Raw genomic sequence first — 13602 nt, forward strand, 5'->3', positions numbered from 1 at the left:
GCTGCCGTGCACCGTGAACCGGCGGTTTATGACCGGCGATAAGAGAACAGACATCTGACATCTGGCCCGCCAGCCGGTAAACTGTTGTAGCTTCAGGCAAAAATACAGAAAGTTCAGCACATGAGTACAGCTACCTTGGAACGCCGTCCCGCCGCCTTCGGCCTTGCCGAAGCGCCCGCGCACCGGTCCATCGACCTGGAATTCTCCAGTGCCAGCGAAGTCCACGCCGGACTGGAAGGCGCGGTTGCCGAGCTGATCAGCGTGGCAGCACAGGATGCTTCGTGCGGGATTTTGGTGACCCGCCACTACCCCGGGCGCTACACGGTTGCCCTGGACGAGTCGGTGCCGTTCGGCCAGACGTTCGAGGCCATCGCGGCCTGACAGCGCCACTGCCGCCACATAACTCATAAACGCGAAAATCCCCGCCCTGCCGTGAGGCTGTGCGGGGATTTTCGTTTGGTCCGTTCCGTAGTGCGGGCCGTAATGCTAGCTGCGGCGCACCTGCACGCCGTCGGACTTGAGGAAGAGCTGCTTCTCCGCCGGCCCAGCCGGTACAAGCCAGAGAACGTTTCCGCTCTGGGATACTTCTTCCACCTCCCCGGCGGCTACCACATGCGCATGCTTCATGATCTCGACGTGGTCGCCAACCTGGAGTGATTTCCAGTCGGATACCGCGGCGGAATGGGCATGGCGCCTCGACAGGACTGCCCCACGTGCTTTCATTTGAACTACTACCCCTTTGTATGCGTTCTGCCGTCACAGCGTCTTCGGTGTGACTTTCACTACACCTTCAGTTCTACTACACTCCGCGTGCCACCGGCCGCCGTGTCGGACAAAATTCCAACTGATGGACGCGGAGTGCGCAGACGCTGAAGATTCTTCGGTGTCAGGCGAGCGTTCCGACGGCGGATTCGGCTGCCCTGAGCACGTCGCCCGAGGAAACGAGGCGGTCAGCCGCTTCGAGTTCCGGCGAGAGGAAGCGGTCCTTTCCCGGACCGTCCACGACGGTTCGCAACGCGGCCACGACGGCGGTTCCCGCCGGTCCCGGTGTGAGGGCGCCGCCGGACAGTTGCGTGCGCATGTCCAGCGCCCGGGCCGAGGCCACCAGCTCGATGGCCAGGACACGGCGGAGGTTCTCCACAGATTTGCGGAGCTTCCGGGCAGCATGCCAGCCCATGGACACGTGGTCCTCCTGCATGGCGGAGCTGGGGATGGAGTCAACGGACGCGGGCACTGCCAGCCGCTTGTTGTCCGAAACCAGGCCGGCCTGGGTGTACTGGGCGATCATCAGGCCGGAATCCACGCCGGGGTCCGCGGCAAGGAATGCCGGCAGGCCGTGCGAACGCGCCGGGTCCAGCATCCGGTCCGTGCGGCGCTCGGCGATGGAGCTGAGGTCGGCCACGGCGATGGCCAGGTAGTCCAGGACGTAGGCCACCGGGGCGCCGTGGAAGTTGCCGTTGGAGCTGACGCGCCCGTCCGGCAGGACCACGGGGTTGTCGATTGCCGCGGCGAGCTCGCGGGATGCCACCAGCTCGGCGTGGTCCACGGTGTCGCGGACGGCCCCGGCCACCTGGGGTGCGCAGCGCAGCGAGTACGCGTCCTGGACCTTGGAGTCCCCCACCCGGTGGGACGCGACGATCGGGGAGTTGGAAAGGACCCGCAGCATGTTGTCCGCGCTGGCCGCCTGGCCCGGGTGCGGCCGCAGGGCGGCATGCAGTTCAGGCAGGAACACCTGGTCGGTGCCCAGCAGTGCCTCGACACTGAGCGCGGCGGTGATGTCCGCCGTCGTCAGGAGTTTGCGGAGGTCGGCGATGGCCATCAGCAGCATGCCCAGCATGCCCTCGGTGCCGTTGACCAGCGCCAGGCCTTCTTTCTCGGCGAGGACGACGGGCTCGATGCCGTGGTCTGCAAGCAGCCCGGCGACAGGTTCCTCACCGCGCCCACCGTAGCGGACGCCGTCGGGCCCTTCCGCCTCGCCTTCGCCCATCAGCACCAGGGCGCAGTGCGAGAGGGGTGCGAGGTCGCCGGAGCAGCCCAGCGAGCCGAACTCGCGGACCACCGGTGTGATGCCGGCGTTGAGGACGTCCACCATGGTCTGCAGGACCACCGGGCGGACGCCGGTGCGGCCGGATGCCAGGGTCTTGGCGCGCAGGAACATGATGCCGCGCACCACCTCCCGCTCAACGGCCGGCCCCATCCCTGCGGCGTGGCTGCGGATCAGCGACTTCTGCAGCTGGGTTCGCAGATCGTTGGGGATGTGCCGGTTGGCCAACGCCCCGAAGCCGGTGGAGATGCCGTAGGCCGGGGTGTCGCTGGCCGCGAGGCCGTCAATGTGGGCGCGGACCCTGGCAACGGTGTCCAGGGCGTCCTGCGAGATGGTCACCTTGGCGTTGTGGCGCGCGACGGCGAGCACATCCTCAGGCGTAACGCCGGCGGATCCGAGGGTGACGGTCAGCGGTTCGTGAGTGGTGAGAGTCATGATTCCTACTTCGGTGGTTACTCCCAACCAGGTAGCAGCAGATGTCGTTATGAGCCTTCAAAACGACATCTGCTGCGACTCAGTTGGGTCAGCGGCATGATGTGGTTAGCGGGTCTCGTTCATGGGGATGCGGACGCCGCGTTCCTTGGCGACCTCGGCGGCCCGGTCGTAGCCGGCGTCGACGTGCCGGATGACGCCCATGCCGGGATCGTTGGTGAGGAGGCGTTCGAGCTTTTCGGCGGCGAGGTCGGTGCCGTCGGCCACGGAGACCTGGCCGGCGTGGATGGAGCGGCCGATGCCGACGCCTCCACCGTGGTGGATGGACACCCACGTGGCGCCCGAGGAGGTGTTGAGCAGGGCGTTCAGCAGCGGCCAGTCGGCGATGGCGTCCGAGCCGTCGGCCATGGCTTCGGTTTCCCGGTACGGGGACGCGACGGAGCCGGAGTCCAGGTGGTCACGGCCGATCACGATCGGAGCCTTGACCTTGCCTTCCTTGACCAGGCGGTTGAACAACAGCCCGGCCTTGGCGCGCTCGCCGTATCCCAGCCAGCAGATGCGGGCGGGCAGGCCTTCGAACTCGACGCGCTCCTGGGCGGCGTCGATCCACTTGTGCAGGTGCTTGTTCTCGGGGAAGAGCTCCTTGATGGCTTCGTCGGTGACGCGGATGTCCTCCGGATCACCGGACAATGCCACCCAGCGGAACGGGCCGAGACCCTCGCAGAACAAGGGGCGGATGTAGGCGGGGACGAAGCCGGGGAATTCGAACGCCCGGGTGTAGCCGCCCTTGCGGGCTTCGTCGCGGATGGAGTTTCCGTAGTCGAACACCTCGGCGCCGGCGTCCTGGAACTCCACCATCGCCTGGACCTGGCGGGCCATGGAAGCCTGCGCCTTCTTGGTGAATCCCTCGGGATCGGCTGCCGCCTCGGTGTGCCATTCCTCCACGGTGATGCCCTCGGGAAGGTAGGACAGGGGGTCGTGGGCGCTGGTCTGGTCCGTGAGAACGTCGATGGCCAGCTCGCCGGCCTGGTGGCGGCGGAGCAGTTCCGGGAACACTTCGGCGGCGTTGCCCACATAGCCCACCGACCAGCCGCGGCGCTCTTCCTTGGCCTTGAGCACCTTGGCGATGGCGGCGTCGAGGTCTGTTTCAACCTCGTCCAGGTAGCGCTTGCCGGCGCGGCGGCGCAGGCGGGTTTCGTCGACGTCGACGATCAGGCAGGCGCCGTCGTTGAGGGTGACGGCGAGCGGCTGGGCGCCGCCCATGCCGCCGCAGCCGCCGGTCAGGGTCAGGGTTCCGGCGAGGGGTCCTTCGGCGGACCCTTCGGCGGCCGGAGCAGGGCGGCCTGCGGTGTCCTGCCGGGCGTCCGCGAGTTTGCGTCCGACGGCGGCGAAGGTTTCGTAGGTGCCCTGCAGGATGCCCTGCGTGCCAATGTAGATCCAGGAGCCGGCCGTCATCTGGCCGTACATCAGCAGGCCTTCGGCTTCGAGGCGGCGGAACTCGGGCCAGGTTGCCCAGTCGCCCACCAGGTTGGAGTTGGCCAGCAGGACCCGCGGCGCCCATTCGTGGGTGCGGAACACGCCCACCGGCTTGCCGGACTGGACCAGGAGGGTCTCGTCCTTTTCCATGGTTTCGAGGGTGCGGGTAATGGCGTCGAACGCTGCCCAGGACCGGACGGCGCGGCCGGTGCCGCCGTAGACCACAAGATCGTCCGGGCGTTCTGCCACCTCGGGGTCCAGGTTGTTCATCAGCATGCGCAGCGGCGCTTCGGTCTGCCACGACTTGGCGGTGAGCTCAGTGCCGCGGGCTGCTTTGACCGGGCGGGCACCGGTGGTGAAATCGGCGGGTGCCATGGTGGCTCCTTTTCATTGTGTGTCTGGTTCTGCGGAAGTCCGGGACGGGAAAGTTCTTCTGTATCTACTAAAGCCCTTTGGTAACGGGCCTTACAGGGGTTTTGCGGCGGTGCTGTCCGGGATTCCAGACATGCCCGCCTCCCCGCGGTGCCCTATCACTTCGAGTCCCTAACAGGGGGTTTTAGGGACACGATGTGATGGCGCAAGTGGGGCTATTTGGCGGGCCGTCCGTGGATGCGGACGGACAGTTCGTTGGCCACTTTTTGCACCCGGGCGGCCAGGACGGGCCAGGAGTCCGCGGCAACCTTTTCCTCCAGGAAGGTGACGGCCACCGCGGCGGTGGGCCAGCCAAGGTGGTCGGTCACGGCTGCGGCGATGGAGCCAAAACCGGGGGTCACCTCGCCGTGTTCCGTGGCGTAACCGCGCTGCCGCACCTGGTCCAGGTGCGAGGAGAGCGCCGAGTACTTCATGATGGGTGATTCGGTTTCGTGCCTTGCAGTGAACGCGGCGGCATTGGGGTACAGCGCGCGGACCTGCGATTTCGGGAGGGCCGCAAGGATGGCCCGGCCGCTCGCGGTGAGGTGGCTGGGAAGCCGGACGCCGACGTCGGTCACCAGCGACGGGCGGTTCTTGGCCCGCTCCTCCACGATGTACAGCACGTCCCGGCCGTGGAGGACAGCCAGGTGGGCGCTCTCCCCCAGCGCGTCCACCAGCGACGCCAGCAGGGGCCGGCCCAGCCGGGAAAGTGGTTCCTGCCGGGAGTACGCCGAGCTCAGCTCGAAGGCGCTGATCCCCAGGCCGTAGCGCTGCTCCTCATGCAGGTGCAGGACAAATCCGTTCGCCTCCATCACCCCCAGCAGGTGGTAGACACTGGAGCGCGGCAGGCCCAGCGACGAGGCGATCTGCGAGGCGGCCATCGGGCCGCGGCGGGAGGCCAGCAGCTTGAGGATCCGGAGCGTGTTCTCGGCAGCAGGGACCTTCGACGCCGGCCTGGCATCTTGCGCCGGCTGTTCCGCTGCCCTCGGCATCGTCTCCATGGCAACCATCCGCACTCCCTTCACCGGGATCCGGCCGTGTCCGGGATCCCATACTCCAGCATGCACCTTCATCAGGGCTTCAAAGTTGCTGTTGAGCCTGGGTCTGTCTGGGATTCCGGACAAGTGGAACATGCAGATCCGGCATTCCGTGGCCTAGGCTGGCCTGCATGACCGACTACGACCCGCGCCTCGTAGATGTGTATGACCAGGACAATCCGGACGGGCCCGACCATGATTTCTACCGCGGCCTCGCCGGCGAAGCGTCTGCCCGGAGCGTGGTGGATTTGGGGTGCGGCACAGGCATCCTCACTGTCACTCTTGCCTCAGTGGAACGCTCGGTGGTGGGAGTTGACCCGTCAGCATCGATGATCGGTTTCGCCCGCAACAGGCCGGGCGCCGCACAGGTTGACTGGGTGGTGGGCGACAGCACGAGCATCCCCGGGACCGGCTACGACTTCGCCGTCATGACCGGCAATGTTGTCCAGGCGATTCCGGGCGCCGCATGGTCCAGGACACTTCGGGACCTCCGGCTGGCAATGGGGAACGGCGGAACGCTGGCCTTCGAAAGCCGGAATCCGGCAGTGCGCGCCTGGGACAACTGGGCATTCGAGGACAAACGACGGGACAGCCTGCACGGGCCGTTGATCGAGCGTAGGACTGTCTCCGCACCGGCACCGGGAGTCGTGGAGCTTCAGACGTCCACCACGTTTGCCGCCACAGGTGAATGCGTCGACGAAACGCAGCAGCTGGCATTCCGCGACCGCAACACCATCACCCGGGATGTGCGCGCGGCGGGTTTCGCCCTGGAGGCGACCTACGGCGACTGGATCCGTACACCCTTTGCCGATCACGCGCCCATCATGGTTTTTGTCTGCCGCGCCGTGTGATGGGGCGTTGACGGTTTACCGGCAGGGACCGGATGTCCAGCCATTCGTGGATAGGCTGCGCTTCATGGATGAGAAAGAGACACTGCACCGCTACCTCCGGGTCCGGCGGGACGATTTGGTGGTCAAGCTCGATGGGCTGGGCGAGTACGACGCACGCCGCCCACTGACACCCACCGGCACCAACCTCCTGGGCCTGGTCAAGCATGTGGCCAGCGTGGAGCTCGACTACTTTGGGGTGGTCTTCGGCCGGCCCAGCGGGCGGCGCCTGCCGTGGCTGGACGCCGACGCCCTCCCCGATGCGGACATGTGGGCCTCCGCTGATGAATCCCTCGCGGACATCCTCGAGCTGCATCGGTTCGCCGGCGAGCACAGCGATGCCACCATCGAAGCCCTGCCGCTGGATGCAGTGGGGTCGGTGCCATGGTGGCCGGAGGAGCGACGCCAAGTCACCCTGCACCAGGTCCTGGTGCACATGGTGGCCGAACGGGCGCACCACCTGGGCCACGCGGACATCCTCCGGGAACTGATCGACGGGACGGCAGGCCAGCGCCCCGGCGACCCCAACCTGACGTCACGGTCACCGGAGGAATGGGCCAGCCACCGGGCTGACATCGAAAGTGCAGCGCGGGCCGCGGCAGCTGAAGAGCGGGAGTAGCCGACCCACCGCAGGCGCCGTGCTCACTGACCAGGGCCGCCCGGTCAGTCTGAGATCAAAGACACCAAGCCTGCGTGAGGCTCATCACGGCGTCCCCGGAAGTGGTCTGCTGGTTAGCGGCTCCCCTCCCAAAGACGAGAAGGTAAGTGTATGCAACAAGCACCATCCCCAACCCGGAACGAAAGCCGCACCGGACAGCAGACGCGGGCAGCCGCCGTCGGAAGCGTCCTGAACCGCGGGCTGAACGTCCGCCACATCCGGTTCATGGCGCTGGGCTCGGCCATCGGCACCGGCCTCTTTTACGGCTCCGCTTCCGCCATCCAGAAGGCGGGCCCCGCCGTCCTGCTGGCCTACATCATCGGCGGCGCCGCAGTCTTCATGGTGATGCGGGCACTGGGCGAGATGGCCGTGCGGCACCCGGTATCCGGCTCCTTCGGCCAGTACGCCAGCCGCTACCTCGGCCCGCTGGCCGGCTTCGTGACCGGCTGGACCTACGTGTTCGAGATGGCGATCGTGGCCATCGCCGACGTCACGGCTTTCAGTATCTACATGGGCTTCTGGTTTCCGCAGGTAGACCGCTGGATCTGGATCCTGGCCATCATCTGCTTCCTGGCCGCCCTGAACCTCCTCAGCGTCAAGGTCTTCGGCGAGCTCGAGTTCTGGTTCTCGCTGATCAAGGTGGCAGCCATCGTTGCGATGATCGCCGGCGGAGCAGCAATCATCGCCTTCGGTTTCCAGGCCGGCGGCTCCAGCGTGGCACCGGGCCTGGGTAACCTGGTTGAGCACGGCGGCCTGTTCCCCAACGGGTTCGGCGGGCTCCTGGCATCCTTTGCCGTGGTGATGTTCGCCTTCGGCGGCATCGAAACCCTCGGCATCACCGCGGGCGAAGCGGCCGAGCCCAAGAAGGTCATCCCCAAGGCCGTCAACACCGTTCCGGTCCGCGTGCTGCTGTTCTACGTCCTCACCCTCGGCGTCCTCATGAGCCTCTTCCCCTGGAACGAGGTGGGAAGCAACGGCAGCCCGTTCGTCCAGATCTTCAGCGGGCTGGGCATCCCGGCCGCGCCCCACATCCTGAACGCCGTGGTCATCACGGCAGCGCTTTCGGCCATCAACAGCGACATCTTCGGTGCCGGACGCATCCTCTTCGGACTCTCCCGGCAGGGCCATGCACCCGCCGCCTTCGGCAAGGTCTCCCGGCACGGAGTTCCGTGGATGACGGTGGTCATGATGACCGCGATCCTCCTGGTGGGCGTGGTCCTGAACGCCGTCATTCCCGAGGACGTCTTCCTGGTCATCGCCTCGATCGCCACCTTCGCCACCGTGTGGGTGTGGGTCATGATCCTCGCTTCCCATGTGGCAATGAAGCGGGAAATCAAGCACAGCGGACTCCCGGCGTCGGAGTTCCCCTCGCCATGGTGGCCCGCGGCATCGGTGCTGACCATCGCATTCATGGCACTGGTCATCGTTGTACTCGGCGCCTTCGAGGACACCCGGATCGCCCTCTACGTCGGCGCAGCATGGCTGGGACTCCTGGTCCTCGGCTACCGCCTGTGGGTCAAGGGTGACGGACGACGGCGGGCCCACCTTGAAGACGAAACCTCGCCGCTACCGGTGGTCGGGGCTGCCCGGGGCACCCGGGCGGACTGAGCGCGGCAAGACAGCGCCAGGCGGCTCCTCCCGGGGCTAAGATCAGGCATGGTTCATGCCTCCAGCCTCCTGGCGTTCGCGCTGGCCTCGGTGGTGCTGATTGCTGTCCCCGGCCCCAGCGTCCTGTTCGTCATCGGGCGGTCCCTGGCCCTGGGCTGGAAAGGTGGCGTCCTGACAGTGCTGGGCAATGCCTGCGGCCAGCTTCTGCAGGTGGCTGCTGTCGCGCTGGGGGTTGGCGTGCTGGTGGCGCAGTCGGTACTGCTCTTCAGCGCAGTGAAATTCGCCGGGGCCGCCTACCTGGTCTACCTGGGCGTCCAGGCCATCAGGCACCGGAAAGTCCCCGCCGGTTCCGAAGGCCGTGCAACCGCCACCCGGCCGCGGCGGCTGGTGGCAGAAGGGGCGGTGGTGGGTGCCACGAACCCGAAGTCCGTGGTGTTCTTCGTGGCTGTGCTCCCGCAGTTCGTCGACTATCCGTCGGGGTCGATTCCCCTGCAGCTGGGGGTCCTCGGCGCGGTGTTCCTCTTCATTGCAGTGGTTTCCGACAGCCTGTGGGCCGTGGCCGCCGGAACCGCCCGGGAATGGTTTGCCCGGTCGCCGCGCCGGGTTTCCACCGTCAAGGCCACCGGCGGCACACTGATGATCGGCCTCGGCGGGACACTGGCCCTGACGGGCAGCAAATCCTAGGAAACACCCACACCCCGGCATGAAGCGTAGCCACCGGACCGGCCGGCCCAGACGGGAAGCACAGCAACACAGCTGACCGGAGACGCAACGGTGCCCGGCCCCTTCGTAAGGGACCGGGCACCGTTTGCGCCTGCTAGGCCGAAGCCGCGGCGGACCGGACCGCCTCGGCGAGGGACGTCGTCGGGCGTCCGATCAGCTTCCGCAGATCGCCGGTGCTGACCAGGAGATCGCCCCGGGCGATGCCCAGGTCCGAGTCTGCCAGGATCTCCGCAAACGCCTGCGGAACACCCACCTGGGCCAGGAGGCCTGCGTAATCGCCGCTGGGCATGTTGTTGTAGCTGATGTCCGTGCCCGTGGCCGCGGTGATTTCCGCGGCAAGGTCGGCCATGCTGAAGGCGTGGTCGCCGCCAAGCTCGTACACCTTGCCGGCCTGGCCGTCGGCCACCAGCACTGCCGCGGCCGCCTGGGCGTAATCCTGCCGCGACGCGCCGCTGACCTTGCCGTCGCCTGCGCTGCCGGCGATGGCACCCTGCGCGAGGGTCCCGGGCAGCTGCTCCGTGTAGTTCTCCAGGTACCAGCCGTTACGCAGCAGGGCGAACGGTACGCCTGATTCACGCAGCAGTTCCTCCGTTGCCTTGTGCTCGTCCGCCAGCTTCATGCCGGTGGTGTCCGCGTTGGCGATGCTGGTGTAGGCGAGGAGTTCCACGCCGCCCTCGGCCTTGGCGGCCTCGATGACGGTGCGGTGCTGCTCCACCCGCTGGCCCACTTCACTGCCGGAGATCAGCAGGACGCGGGTGGCACCCCTGAGGGCAGCTGCCACGGAGTCCGGGTCGGAGTAATCGACGGACACGACACGGACGCCCTTGGCGGCGAAATCCGCCAGCTTGTCCACGGAGCGCCCGGCGGCCACGATGTCACCGGCAGGAACGTCGCGCTCCAGCAGTGCTTCGAGGACGTGGCGGCCCAGGTGTCCGGTGGCTCCGGTAACGACGATGCTCATGGGTGGGTCCTTTCGGGGTGTTTACTCTGTCGAAGGGCACAACCATGCCCCTGTGTGGTTACTTCCCGAAAGAGAGTACGCACTTTGAAGTAAGGTACTCACCCCGCCGTAAGGTACTGACCCGGCGGTAAGCTGATGCCATGGACGCAACCCTGCAGCCCGCTCCCCTTCCGCTCAGCTTTTCCGGCGGCGTGTTCCCGGCCGGCTGCCCCAGCCGGACGCTCCTGGACCACGTCACCAGCAAATGGGGCGTCCTGATCCTCATTGCACTGTCCGAGGGGTCGCAGCGCTGGAGCGAACTGCGGCGAAGGGCGGAGGGCATCAGCGAGAAGATGCTGGCCCAGACTCTGAAAACGCTGGAACGGGACGGGCTGGTGAGCAGGGACGCACAGCCTGTCATCCCGCCGCGGGTGGACTACAGCCTGACGGAAAAAGGCTACGAACTCAGCGCACTGCTGGTTCCGCTGGTGGCGTGGACCTTCGACAATGCCGAGGAGATCATCAACGGCAGGGCATGAGATAGGGCGCCGCACAGGCTGGTCCGCGTCCCCTGCAGCCCGGTCCCACAGGGCCGCCTGCTCCGTGACCTTCCCGTGTCCTCCTCCGGGTAGTGCTGCATTTAAACCTGAGTACCTGTTACTGGTGTGACTGGTGTGATTAGCGCCTAGCTTTGGCGTAAGGTGCACGCCGGGATTAGGAGGACCATCCTCTGCTGGGGAGCGTTCCGGCACCAGGCACCGCGACTGAGCGGCAAGCTGCCGCCTGGGAGTTGGTACGCATGGATACGAATAATGTCCAGGACCTGTCCGGCATGGGCCGCCCCATCAGCCTTGGCTCAGCGGTGGCGCTGGGATGGGGCAGGGCGGTTGAGGCACTGCGCCCCCGCAGCCCCTACCGGATCGGGGATGCCGTGCTGGGGGACGATCCCTTCAACGGCAGGCACGAGGGGACTGTGGTGACGCAGGAGGGAACCACTGTTGGCGTCAAAACCGTCCGCGGGCTCTTCTTCTACGACCACCGGCAACTGCGAAGGCTGGACTGACCGCCGAAGCGGCCAGCCCAGCCTGGCATTTACTGCTTCGCCCACCGGTTGGCGAGCAACGGAAGTCCTACTTGGCCGACCAGCCGCCGTCCATGGTGTAGCTGGCGCCGGTCACCATGCCGGCGTGGTCCGAGGCCAGCCATGCCACCAGGGACGCCACTTCCTCCGGCTCAACCAGGCGTTTGACGGCCGCCTCCGTGAGCATCACCTTGGCCAGCACTTCGGATTCGGGGATGCCGTGAACAGCCGCCTGGTCCGCGATCTGCTTTTCCACCAGCGGTGTACGGACGTAGCCGGGGTTGACGCAGTTGGACGTGACGCCGTGCTCCCCGCCCTCAAGGGCTGTCACCTTGCTCAGCCCCTCCAGGCCGTGCTTGGCGGATACGTAGGCGCTCTTGAACGGGGAGGCGCGGAGCCCGTGCACCGAGGACAGGTTGATGATGCGGCCGAACTTGTTGGCGTACATGTGCGGCAGGGCGGCACGGACCAGGAGGAACGGCGCCTCCAGCATCAGGGCCAGGATCCGGCGGAACTGCACCGGATCGAACTCCTCGATGGGGCTGATCCGTTGGATCCCGGCGTTGTTGACCAGGATGTCGCAGTCCAAGCTCAAGGTGGCGAGCGAGTCCACGTCCAGCAGATCCACGGCCCAGGACGTGCCGCCCACTTCGTCGGCGAGGGCGGCAGCCGCTGCCGCGTCGACGTCGGCCACCACCACTTTCGCCCCGCGGGCGGCCAGTTCCCGGACGCAGGCCGCGCCGATGCCGCCGGCACCGCCGGTGACCAGGGCCTTCCGGCCATTCAGTTCGTGTTCCATCTCAAAATCCCTTCGTACGCGCGGACTGTCGTGGTGCCGTGGCGGCTCAGCGCGCGGAGGCCTTGAGCAGACCCTCGCGGGCGGCGTCGGCCCTGTCCACGTCCTGCAGCGCAATCCCCTTGGTCTCGCGCAGGCTCAGCACGGCGAACGCGGTAATGGCACAGGCAACCACCAGGTAGATGGCGGTGGGGAGCCAGGAACCGGTGTCCTTGAGCCACTGGGTGGCCAGCAGCGGCGCCAGCGAACCGGCGAAGATGGACGTCACCTGGGATCCGAGCGAGACGCCGGCGTACCGCATCCGGGTGGGGAACAGCTCGGCCATGATGGCGGGCTGGCCGGCATACATGAAGGCGTGCAGGCACAGGCCGATGGTTACGGCGAGCACAATGATCACCGCGTTGCGGGTATCGAACATCGGGAAGGCGAAGAACGGCCAGGTGGCGCCGGTGATTGCACCCACCAGGTAGACAGGCTTGCGGCCCCAGCGGTCCACCAGGCGGCCCACCTGCGGGATCACCAGGAAGTGGATGACGTGGGCAATCAGCAGCGCCAGCAGCAGGGAGGAGGTGTCGTACTTGTGGACGCTCTTCAGGTACACGATGGCGAAGCTGACCACCAGGTAGTACATGATGTTCTCGGCGAAACGGAGGCCCATGGCCTGCAGGATGCCCTTGGGGTACTTCCGGATGACCTCGCCCACGCCGTAGCTGACAGCTTTCTCCTTCTCCACGAGCTCCTTGGCTTCGAGGAAGATGGGGGCTTCGGAGACGTGCCGGCGGATGTAGTAGCCCACGAACACGATCACGGCGGAGAGCCAGAACGCTACGCGCCAGCCCCAGCCGAGGAAGGCCTCGCTGCTGAGGGTGGAGGACATGATGTAAAGGACCAGCGTGGCCAGCAGGTTCCCCACCGGCACCGCGGCCTGCGGCCAGCTCGACCAGAAGGCACGGGTCTTGTTGGGGCTGTGTTCGGCCACGAGCAGGACGGCGCCGCCCCATTCACCACCGAGGGCAAAGCCCTGGATGAAGCGCAGGAACACCAGCAGGGCCGGTGCCAGGTAGCCGATGTCGGCGAAGCCGGGGAGGCAGCCCATCAGGAACGTCGAGACGCCGATGATCACGATGGTCAGCTGCAGGGTGGGCTTGCGGCCCAGCCGGTCGCCGATCTGGCCAAAGACAATGCCGCCCAGCGGACGGGCTACGAAGCCCACCGCGTAAGTGATGAAGGCCTGGATGATGCCGTCCAGCTCGTTGCCGGTGGAGGGGAAGAAGTACTTGCCAAAGACCAGGGTGGCGGCGGTGGCATAGAGGAAAAACTCATACCATTCCACCACGGTGCCCACCATGGAGGCGGCCACGATCTTCTTTAGTCCTCCACCCTTTGTGGGGGTTCCGGCGCCCTGGTTGGCCGGGCGTTCTCCTACGCTCACTGGTTTTCTCCTTAGTGTCCACGTTGACACGTGCTGTGATCTCCAGCACAAATGACTACCCTGAGTATTCCTGCACA

Annotated in this window: 14 protein-coding genes; 7 read left to right on the forward strand and 7 right to left on the reverse strand. The window is 66.5% G+C overall.

Annotated elements, in window-relative coordinates; translation table 11 throughout:
* Positions 1-120 precede the first annotated feature (120 nt).
* Positions 121-381, forward strand: coding sequence for a hypothetical protein (locus tag OVA06_RS15630; RefSeq protein ID WP_261620115.1), 261 nt, complete (start codon positions 121-123; stop codon positions 379-381).
* A 105-nt stretch (positions 382-486) separates the two neighbouring features.
* Here OVA06_RS15630 and OVA06_RS15635 read toward each other — a convergent pair whose 3' ends face one another.
* The 4 genes from OVA06_RS15635 to OVA06_RS15650 all read right to left on the reverse strand — a co-directional run bounded on the left by OVA06_RS15635 (position 487) and on the right by OVA06_RS15650 (position 5373).
* On the reverse strand, positions 487-723 hold the full coding sequence (locus tag OVA06_RS15635) for a hypothetical protein (RefSeq protein WP_045732783.1): 237 nt from the start codon (positions 721-723) through the stop codon (positions 487-489).
* A 163-nt stretch (positions 724-886) separates the two neighbouring features.
* Entirely contained in the window at positions 887-2479 is a 1593-nt protein-coding gene (gene hutH / locus OVA06_RS15640) for a histidine ammonia-lyase (RefSeq protein WP_268159534.1), read from the reverse strand.
* Positions 2480-2584: 105 nt separating this feature from the next.
* Positions 2585-4327, reverse strand: coding sequence for a urocanate hydratase (locus OVA06_RS15645; RefSeq protein WP_268159536.1), 1743 nt, complete (start codon positions 4325-4327; stop codon positions 2585-2587).
* A gap of 212 nt (positions 4328-4539) precedes the next feature.
* Entirely contained in the window at positions 4540-5373 is an 834-nt protein-coding gene (locus tag OVA06_RS15650) for an IclR family transcriptional regulator (RefSeq protein WP_442793557.1), read from the reverse strand.
* Between the two features lie 158 nt (positions 5374-5531).
* On the opposite strand from OVA06_RS15650, the gene OVA06_RS15655 reads away from it, so the two are divergent.
* The 4 genes from OVA06_RS15655 to OVA06_RS15670 all read left to right on the forward strand — a co-directional run bounded on the left by OVA06_RS15655 (position 5532) and on the right by OVA06_RS15670 (position 9237).
* Positions 5532-6251, forward strand: a complete 720-nt coding sequence (locus OVA06_RS15655) for a class I SAM-dependent methyltransferase (protein ID WP_268159538.1) — start codon at positions 5532-5534, stop codon at positions 6249-6251.
* A 64-nt stretch (positions 6252-6315) separates the two neighbouring features.
* Positions 6316-6906, forward strand: coding sequence for a DinB family protein (locus OVA06_RS15660; protein ID WP_268159540.1), 591 nt, complete (start codon positions 6316-6318; stop codon positions 6904-6906).
* Positions 6907-7056: 150 nt separating this feature from the next.
* The gene (locus OVA06_RS15665; RefSeq protein WP_268159542.1) at positions 7057-8553 is read left to right on the forward strand and encodes an amino acid permease; all 1497 of its coding nucleotides are present in this window, start codon (positions 7057-7059) and stop codon (positions 8551-8553) included.
* A 48-nt stretch (positions 8554-8601) separates the two neighbouring features.
* Complete coding sequence (locus OVA06_RS15670; RefSeq protein WP_268159544.1) at positions 8602-9237, forward strand: LysE family translocator; 636 nt, start codon at positions 8602-8604, stop codon at positions 9235-9237.
* A gap of 133 nt (positions 9238-9370) precedes the next feature.
* Here OVA06_RS15670 and OVA06_RS15675 read toward each other — a convergent pair whose 3' ends face one another.
* The gene (locus OVA06_RS15675; RefSeq protein ID WP_268159546.1) at positions 9371-10237 is read right to left on the reverse strand and encodes an SDR family oxidoreductase; all 867 of its coding nucleotides are present in this window, start codon (positions 10235-10237) and stop codon (positions 9371-9373) included.
* Positions 10238-10377: 140 nt separating this feature from the next.
* On the opposite strand from OVA06_RS15675, the gene OVA06_RS15680 reads away from it, so the two are divergent.
* Both OVA06_RS15680 and OVA06_RS15685 read left to right on the forward strand, forming a co-directional pair.
* Positions 10378-10755 carry a winged helix-turn-helix transcriptional regulator gene (locus OVA06_RS15680; RefSeq protein ID WP_056077012.1) on the forward strand — a complete coding sequence of 126 codons (378 nt, stop codon included), beginning with the start codon at positions 10378-10380 and terminating at the stop codon, positions 10753-10755.
* A gap of 260 nt (positions 10756-11015) precedes the next feature.
* A complete protein-coding gene (locus OVA06_RS15685) occupies positions 11016-11279 on the forward strand; it encodes a hypothetical protein (protein WP_056077014.1) in 264 nt (87 codons plus the stop codon).
* 67 nt (positions 11280-11346) lie between these two features.
* Here OVA06_RS15685 and OVA06_RS15690 read toward each other — a convergent pair whose 3' ends face one another.
* Together OVA06_RS15690 and OVA06_RS15695 are read right to left on the reverse strand one after the other, a co-directional pair.
* Positions 11347-12096 carry a 3-hydroxybutyrate dehydrogenase gene (locus OVA06_RS15690; protein WP_056077015.1) on the reverse strand — a complete coding sequence of 250 codons (750 nt, stop codon included), beginning with the start codon at positions 12094-12096 and terminating at the stop codon, positions 11347-11349.
* A 46-nt stretch (positions 12097-12142) separates the two neighbouring features.
* Positions 12143-13525, reverse strand: coding sequence for an MFS transporter (locus OVA06_RS15695; protein ID WP_056077016.1), 1383 nt, complete (start codon positions 13523-13525; stop codon positions 12143-12145).
* Positions 13526-13602 lie beyond the last annotated feature (77 nt).

The organism is Pseudarthrobacter sp. SL88 (assembly GCF_026672455.1).
In the GTDB taxonomy this organism is placed as follows: Bacteria; Actinomycetota; Actinomycetes; order Actinomycetales; family Micrococcaceae; genus Arthrobacter.

Coding starts and splice junctions, on each gene's coding strand:
- OVA06_RS15675 (WP_268159546.1), bottom strand. CDS start 10,237: ATGAGCATCGTCGTTACCGGAGCCACCGGACACCTGGGCCGCCACGTC.
- OVA06_RS15670 (WP_268159544.1), top strand. CDS start 8,602: ATGGTTCATGCCTCCAGCCTCCTGGCGTTCGCGCTGGCCTCGGTGGTG.
- OVA06_RS15630 (WP_261620115.1), top strand. CDS start 121: ATGAGTACAGCTACCTTGGAACGCCGTCCCGCCGCCTTCGGCCTTGCC.
- OVA06_RS15665 (WP_268159542.1), top strand. CDS start 7,057: ATGCAACAAGCACCATCCCCAACCCGGAACGAAAGCCGCACCGGACAG.
- OVA06_RS15680 (WP_056077012.1), top strand. CDS start 10,378: ATGGACGCAACCCTGCAGCCCGCTCCCCTTCCGCTCAGCTTTTCCGGC.
- OVA06_RS15635 (WP_045732783.1), bottom strand. CDS start 723: ATGAAAGCACGTGGGGCAGTCCTGTCGAGGCGCCATGCCCATTCCGCC.
- OVA06_RS15650 (WP_442793557.1), bottom strand. CDS start 5,373: ATGGTTGCCATGGAGACGATGCCGAGGGCAGCGGAACAGCCGGCGCAA.
- OVA06_RS15660 (WP_268159540.1), top strand. CDS start 6,316: ATGGATGAGAAAGAGACACTGCACCGCTACCTCCGGGTCCGGCGGGAC.
- OVA06_RS15645 (WP_268159536.1), bottom strand. CDS start 4,327: ATGGCACCCGCCGATTTCACCACCGGTGCCCGCCCGGTCAAAGCAGCC.
- hutH (WP_268159534.1), bottom strand. CDS start 2,479: ATGACTCTCACCACTCACGAACCGCTGACCGTCACCCTCGGATCCGCC.
- OVA06_RS15685 (WP_056077014.1), top strand. CDS start 11,016: ATGGATACGAATAATGTCCAGGACCTGTCCGGCATGGGCCGCCCCATC.
- OVA06_RS15690 (WP_056077015.1), bottom strand. CDS start 12,096: ATGGAACACGAACTGAATGGCCGGAAGGCCCTGGTCACCGGCGGTGCC.
- OVA06_RS15655 (WP_268159538.1), top strand. CDS start 5,532: ATGACCGACTACGACCCGCGCCTCGTAGATGTGTATGACCAGGACAAT.